Annotated in this window: 7 protein-coding genes; 4 read left to right on the forward strand and 3 right to left on the reverse strand. The window is 60.2% G+C overall.

Annotated elements, in window-relative coordinates:
* The 3 genes from EN964_RS19650 to EN964_RS19660 form a co-directional block, all read right to left on the reverse strand.
* Positions 1 to 840 (reverse strand): iron ABC transporter substrate-binding protein (locus EN964_RS19650; RefSeq protein ID WP_164775886.1); only part of this gene is annotated, 840 nt, incomplete at its 3' end.
* A 159-nt stretch (positions 841 to 999) separates the two neighbouring features.
* Positions 1,000 to 2,226 (reverse strand): cytochrome P450, encoded by a 1,227-nt coding sequence (locus tag EN964_RS19655; RefSeq protein WP_127271208.1) that lies wholly within the window; start codon positions 2,224 to 2,226, stop codon positions 1,000 to 1,002.
* The gene (locus tag EN964_RS19660; protein WP_127271207.1) at positions 2,223 to 2,876 is read right to left on the reverse strand and encodes an N-acetyltransferase; all 654 of its coding nucleotides are present in this window, start codon (positions 2,874 to 2,876) and stop codon (positions 2,223 to 2,225) included. Before EN964_RS19660 ends, EN964_RS19655 begins: the two co-directional genes overlap by 4 nt.
* Before the next feature lie 90 nt (positions 2,877 to 2,966).
* On the opposite strand from EN964_RS19660, the gene EN964_RS19665 reads away from it, so the two are divergent.
* The 4 genes from EN964_RS19665 to EN964_RS19680 all read left to right on the forward strand — a co-directional run.
* Positions 2,967 to 3,986 (forward strand): hypothetical protein, encoded by a 1,020-nt coding sequence (locus EN964_RS19665; RefSeq protein ID WP_127271205.1) that lies wholly within the window; start codon positions 2,967 to 2,969, stop codon positions 3,984 to 3,986.
* Positions 3,987 to 4,142: 156 nt separating this feature from the next.
* Positions 4,143 to 4,694, forward strand: a complete 552-nt coding sequence (locus EN964_RS19670) for a sigma-70 family RNA polymerase sigma factor (protein ID WP_127271203.1) — start codon at positions 4,143 to 4,145, stop codon at positions 4,692 to 4,694.
* A 1-nt stretch (position 4,695) separates the two neighbouring features.
* Complete coding sequence (locus EN964_RS19675) at positions 4,696 to 5,334, forward strand: NrsF family protein (protein WP_127271201.1); 639 nt, start codon at positions 4,696 to 4,698, stop codon at positions 5,332 to 5,334.
* A 132-nt stretch (positions 5,335 to 5,466) separates the two neighbouring features.
* On the forward strand, positions 5,467 to 6,803 hold a 1,337-nt coding region (locus EN964_RS19680; protein WP_127276649.1), incomplete at its 3' end, for a PAS domain S-box protein.

A 6,803-nucleotide genomic window follows, 5' to 3' on the forward strand; every position in this document is an offset into this window, starting at 1 on the left:
ACAGCCCTTGCCGGTCAGCCATTTCAGGAACGCCTGGGCTTCCTTGGGATGCTTGCTGGAGGCCAGCACGCCGCCGCCGGAGATCGAGACGAAGGCGCCCGGATCCTGGTTCTTGAAATAGTGCAGCTCGACATTCTTGCTGTTTTCGCCGGTCTTGGCCTGATCGCCGAAGTAGTAATAGTGATAGATGACGCCGCCTTCGATCTCGCCGGCATTGACCGCCTTCATCACCGTGCTGTTGCCCTTGTAGGCGGTGAAATTGGTTTTCATCGCCTTCAGCCAGTCGGCGGTAGCGGCTTCGCCCTTGAGCTGGAGCAGGGCGCTGACGATGGCCTGGAAATCGGCGCCCGACGGGGAGGCGGCCCAACGGCCCTTCCAGCTCGGATCGGCGAGGTCAAGCATCGACTTGGGCAGCTGGTCGGCGGTCAGCTTGGTTTTGTTATAGGCAAAGACCGTGCTGCGCGCGGCGACGCCGACCCATTTGCCGCTGGCCGGTTGATAATCCTGCGGAACCTGTGCCAACGTGTCGGCATCGACCGGCGCGAACAGGCCGGCGCTCTCGACCAGCGCCATGGCCGGTGAGTTTTCCGTCAGGAACACGTCTGCGGGTGAAGCAGTGCCCTCGGCGACGATCTGATTGGAGAAGTCGCTGTCGCCGCCATTGCGCACCGTGACCTTGATGCCCGTTTCCTTGGTGAAGCCTTCGGCCCACGCCTTGGTCAGGCTTTCGTGCTGGGCGTTATAGACAATGATGCCGGCATCCTCGGCCATCGATGGGCTGGCGATCAGCATGATTGCCAGCGCCGTGGCGCCGGCGAGGGTGGAAAGAGCATATTTCATGACATTGTCCTAAAGTTCGGGTTGGCACCGGCTCACCTACCGATACCTGACAGGCTTAGTCAACATTGGTGATCTGCTTCAATCGGTCGCTGAAGCACAAACGCTTGATATCGGGCTCACAATTCCAAGTGATGAAGGGACCCGAATGGCGTGCCGAATTCAAACCGATGGTTGATCCGCGGGCCGGATGAATGGGGCGGCTTGCAGACCGTGGAAAAGCACCGAATGCCGCCTGACGACCCTGGGAAGGTCCAAGCACCAGCCTTTGGCCTGCGTGAACAAGGCCTCCAGCAGTACAGCTATTTCTAACCGGGCGACGTGTTGACCCAGACAGGCATGCAGTCCGGTGCCAAAGGCAAGGGCCGACGAAATGCCGGAACCCAAATCCAACCGGTCGCCCGCCGGAAAAACAGAAATGTCTCGATTGGCGCTCGCCAGCACGGGTACGACGGCCTGCCCGGCTTTTATGGTTGCGCCACCAAATTGCATATCTTCCGCGGCGATGCGCGCTCCGGCATAGTGAACTGGAGCGCAAAAACGGAGCAGCTCTTCGGCTGCTGAAAACCAACTGACTTTCCCATCTTCAAGCAGCGAAAGCTGTTCTGGGAAGCGTGCAAGCGCGACCAGCGCATTGCCGAAGGTATCGACGACTGTCGCCTGCCCGGCAAAGAGCAGGAATACGATGTTTGCAACGGCATCGTCTCTCAGCCAGCGGCCAGCCTCGACTTCGGCAAGCATCTGAGCTGAAATACCGTTTGGGCGCACAGTACCGTGTTCTATCACGCTGGATACCCATGCCTCCAACCGGCGGCAGGCATCGTTTGCGTCTTCGTCTACGCCGCCGGCCCTTATTTCCAGGGCGTTGGCCATAAGCTGTGCGTCGGCGCCAATCCGCCAGGGATCGTCCATGTCAATACCAAGGATCTGTTCCAGGGCTGAAAACGATAGCGGCAGGCCTATATCACGAACCGCGTCGAACTCCGGTTTTTGTACAGCTGCCTGCGTAAGTTCCGACGCTTTGGCCGCAAGCCGGTCGAATAGCCCGTTGCTGGAGGAAAAGCTTAGCGAACCAGCCAATGGGCGGCGCAGGCGCATGTGCCGTGGCGGGTCGGACAGCAGCATGGAACGGGTCAACAGGTCCAGGGCCGGATTGGCGCTGATCTTTTGCCTGACCTCCTGATAGGCGCCCGGCGGTGCCTGCAGCAACAGCGGGTGTTTCAAGGCCTGGGAAACAAGCGCATGGCTGAACACGTAGAAGGCTTCACCGACCTCGGGATAAGGAGGTTTGCCCCAACTGGCGCCTCCTGAACTCCGACGACGGGCGAATTCGGGAAACGCATCGCTGCCATGGGCGATGGGGTCAAATAGATCAGCCTGATCTGTCATCGGGCAAGATCGACAGCAAAGATAACGCGAAATCCGCCGGAACTCATGTCTTCAGGTAGAAAATCGGACGCGAGATGTAGAAATTCGCACCGGAGAACACGGTTATAGAACCGCAGTAGCGGATCCCTCGTTATGGATTCCACCGAAGGCATGACACCGGTCCGATGCCAATCGTCGATGGTCCGACGAAATTCCGGATCCGGCCGAACCTTGTCGGGCAACTCGTCCTGTGCTCCCGCGTAGGACGGGCAACGTCCGTCGCCGACCAACCAACGCGCACCGACCTGCCGTCCATAGTCAGACATTTGCGACAACAGGCGGCGTGCCATGTCGGTGCCGCGGAATTCGGGTCGCACACCAAGATTGTACACGTAGAGTGACCGTGCAGGTCGGCTCCTGGCAAGCGAAGAGTAGGCGGAGAAGGTCTTGGGGAACCTTCCCGTATCGTGCGGATCTTGGCTGGTTTCCACGAAGCAGATCGCGCCGGCAACAAGGTTCTCAACCATGGCCAGGATCATTGTATGCCCGAGCGAAAGCCGGTGGTGAATTGTTTTTTCGCTGGCACCGAGTCGTCCCCAGGCCGCGGCCTCCATCGCGGCCATGCCCGGAACGTCGTCTGCCATAAGCTGTTGAAATACGATCATCTTCATCGTCGAAAGGCGGCTCGTAATTGCGATATCGAATCGATAATTTTCTGATACCAGCTGTTGATGAGTGCATGAGTAGGGGCGGGTTGTCTCATGATCTTCTATGTTTGCCATCGCTTGCATGCCTATACCCTGGCAAGCCTGCTACTCTATTTTCGAACAGATTTGCAGGGTTCTGTGCGCTTTGTCCCCTATGACGAACGGGAGCATCTGCTTGAGATTTCCAGAGGCACCGTTCTTTGGACGGATTTGGACCGACTGAGCGAAGCAGAGATTGAAGCATGCTCCAATCTCAGCCAGCGGATGAAGTCGCAGCAGCCTGATCTGTTTCAACTCAACCATCCCCGAAAAAGCCTTCAGCGTTTCGATCTATTGCGTATGCTGTTCGCGGACGGCATCAATGATTTCAATGTATACAGACCCGAAAGTCTGCCGGCGGGAATGCGTTTCCCTGTCTTTCTGCGTGACGAGACGGGCGCCGCTTATAAAGTGCCGCCGCTGTTGCAATCGCCGGCGGAACTCGGCGAGGCGCTCTCGAACCTGGGTACGATGAATTTTGTTCGCCCCATAGTGGTGGAGTTTGGAGCAAAGGCTGGTGCCGATGGCAGCTACCGAAAATACTCGGCATATCGGATCGGCGAGCGCAGTTATGCGCAACACTGCTTCGCCAGCAAGGAGTGGTTCATAAAGGTACAGGGAGGCGGTATGTCGGGGCAACATCGGGTCGAGCATACCGAGTTTGTGCGCGACAATCCGCATGCGGTAGAGCTGATGCCGATTTTCGAGAAGGCGGGGATCTCATATGGCAGGATCGACTACACCATTGTCGATGGTCGTATCCAGGTTTTCGAGATCAACACCAATCCCACTGTATTGAACGACCCGCCCACACCCTTCGACAGATACGATTCGTTGCCTTACGCCAACATGCATGCAGATGCCTTGGCACAACTGCCATATGCTAACGATCCCCTATCCACTCCGGTTATCGATGAGACACATTTCCAGATCTTGGGCCGCCTGAGAAACAAGTACCGTCGCAGACGGATGAAGCTGACCGTTCGAAAGGGCTTCAGGTCTTTCCGGGACGCCATGTTCGGCGCCAAGCCTTGAGTTCTCGAACAAGAGCGCGGGGCAATATCGCTCTGGCGATCGGCGCGCGGTGTGCCGCAATCTTTCGTGATTTGCCGATAGTTTGGCTTGGACATTATTTCGCCGGCCACGTAACAAATCAGCGCCGAGACGCGAAATTCGGGGGAGTGAACTCTTGTGAGCGGCAAGGACGAGGCCGAACTTTCCCGGCTGATGCGGGCCGCGATCGCGGGAGATGAAAGGGCTTACGCCGACTTTCTGCACCGGATTGCCGCGCTGGTTCGCGGTTTTGCCAGGCGCAAGATCGTGCAGGGCGGGGTCGATCCCGAGGATGTCGTGCAGGAAACCTTGCTGGCTATTCATGTAAAACGACATACCTGGCGTCAGGATGCGCCGGTGTTGCCGTGGATCTACGCGATCGCCCGCTTCAAGGTGATCGATGCGTTCCGGCGGCGAGGACGGCGCATCGAGATCGATGTTGACGATATCGCCGAGACGTTCGCCGAGCCGGAAACCGAGACCGTCAGCGAGCGAGATATCAACCGGGCATTGGACAGCCTGTCGCCGGCACAGCGCTCCGTGGTCTCGGCCGTGTCGGTGGAAGGGCGGTCCATCGGTGAGACGGCGGCGAAGTTCGGCATCAGCGAGACGGCGGTGCGTGTGTCGCTGCATCGCGGACTTGCTGCGATAGCCAAGCGATTCGGGCAGGGGCGGTTCGGGCGGGAATGACATGAGGACGGATGATCTCATCAAGGCGCTGGACGCCGACGCAAGCAGCAAGGCAATCCCGCTGCTATCGGCCTGGTGGCTGGCCGCCGGTGCGGGGGCGGTGATCGCGGCCGTCGTATTCCTGCTGACCATCGGCCCGCGCCCGGACTTCATGGCGGCCGCTCACACGATGCGCTTCCTCTCCAAATTCGTCTTCACCATCGTGCTGGCCGTCAGCGCCTTCGCCCTGATCCGCGCCTTGTCGACGCCGGGCGCCTCGACGGGCCGGGCAATGGCCTGGATGGCCGCGGCGCCCGTGCTGGTCGCCGTGGCGGTGCTTCTTGAGCTTTTCATGGTGCCGGAGGCGCTGTGGGGTACACGGATGGTCGGCTCCAACATGATGCTCTGCATGGGCTTCATCCCGCTGATCGGTATTGGCCCGCTTGCCATCTTCCTGTGGATGCTGCGCTATGGCGCGCCGACACGGCCGGTGCTTGCCGGTGCGGTGGCGGGTCTGCTCGCCGGCGGGCTGGCGGCAACCTTCTATGCCGCGCACTGCTTCGACGACTCGCCGCTTTTCGTCGCCACCTGGTACACGGCAGCGATCGCAGCGCTCGCATTGCTCGGTGCGCTCGGCGGACGGTTTTTCATACGCTGGTAGCGTTTCGTAACGATCGCGGACCCGTGCACCGATCCTTAATCATGCCGGCAATTGTTTGCCGGTTAGCGACCACGCCGGCATGCCGGACGCAACCTTTCCTTAAAATCGATCCGCCAAGGTTGATGCGAGAACATGCGTTTGCGCACGGGGGTGGCACGTATCGTGATGTGGCGAGGATTGACCAGCCGAAAATCTCTTGGGCATGCAGGGCTGGCGTTGCTCGTCGCCGGCCTGGGCGTGCTGGCGACCTCGATCCTGCTGTCGAGCCTGGATTTCGGCACCGAAGCGTTGAGGCTCTGCCTGCAGATCGCGGTGGCGGTGGCGGCGGGCGCGCTGTTCCTCGCCGCCCTGTCTATCCGCAGGATCAGCAGGGATCGCCAGCAGATCGCCGAGAGCGAGCTGCGCTTCCGCCGCGCCATGGAGGATTCGGCGATCGGCATCGTGGTTGTCGGTCTCGACGGTCGCATCCGCCAAACCAATCCGGCCTTCGCCGCCATGCTTGGCTACACAAGCGAAGAGATCGAGGCGCTGACTTTCTTCCAGATCACGCATCCCGACGATCTGCTGATCGGGCGGGAGACGATGGACGATCTGAAGGCGGGCACGGTCAATTCCTTCCACTTCGAGAAGCGTTATCTCAGGAAGGACGGAACGCCCGTCTGGGCTCATCTTGCCGGTTCGGTCATTCGCGATGAGACCAGCGGCCGCCCGCTCTATCTCGTTTCGCAAATCGAGAACATCGACGCGCGCAAGCAGGCCGAGGCGCGCATTGCCGAGGCGGAGACGCGTTGGAATTTTGCTCTGGCTGGTGCCGGCCAAGGCGTCTGGGACCTCGACATGCGCAAGGGGGGCACGACCTATTCCTCGACCTGGGTCAAGATGCTGGGCTATGCGGATGGCGAGCTCGATGGCGACACCGATCGCTGGCTGACGATGATTCATCCCGACGATCGCGAGACTGTCGCCGAAGCGGATCGCGCTCATCTCGAGGGCAAGACACCGTTCTTTGAGGCCGAGTTCAGGATGCGCCACAAGGATGGCCACTGGATGTGGATACTCGACCGCGGCAAGGCCATCGAACGCGACGAGAATGGACGGCTGATCAGGGCCATCGGCAGCCTGACCGACATCACCCGCCGCAAGGAGGCCGAAGAGCGCCTTACTGTGTCAGCGGCAATGCTTGCCGACGAAAAGGAGCGGTTGAGGGTGACGCTGCAATCGATCGGCGATGCCGTCATCTGCACCGACGCCGCAAACGGTATCACCTTCATGAACCCGGTCGCCGAAAAGCTGACCGGGATTGCCGGCGGCGAGGCTCTCGGCAAGATGCTTGGCCATGTCTACTGGGCGGTCGACGAGGAGACGGGGCACAGGATCGGCGTCACCCGGCCCGCAGTTGGCGTTCATGCGCCCGCCGACCAGAACAGCCGCGCCGTCCTGATCCGGCGCGACGACACGCGCTGCAGCAT

The organism is Mesorhizobium sp. M7A.F.Ca.CA.001.10.2.1 (assembly GCF_003998575.1).
GTDB lineage: Bacteria > Pseudomonadota > Alphaproteobacteria > Rhizobiales > Rhizobiaceae > Mesorhizobium.

Bases quoted from the DNA above. Each gene is read 5' to 3' on its own strand.
- EN964_RS19655 (WP_127271208.1), bottom strand. From the start codon at position 2,226: ATGACAGATCAGGCTGATCTATTTGACCCCATCGCCCATGGCAGCGAT.
- EN964_RS19660 (WP_127271207.1), bottom strand. From the start codon at position 2,876: ATGAAGATGATCGTATTTCAACAGCTTATGGCAGACGACGTTCCGGGC.
- EN964_RS19665 (WP_127271205.1), top strand. From the start codon at position 2,967: ATGATCTTCTATGTTTGCCATCGCTTGCATGCCTATACCCTGGCAAGC.
- EN964_RS19675 (WP_127271201.1), top strand. From the start codon at position 4,696: ATGAGGACGGATGATCTCATCAAGGCGCTGGACGCCGACGCAAGCAGC.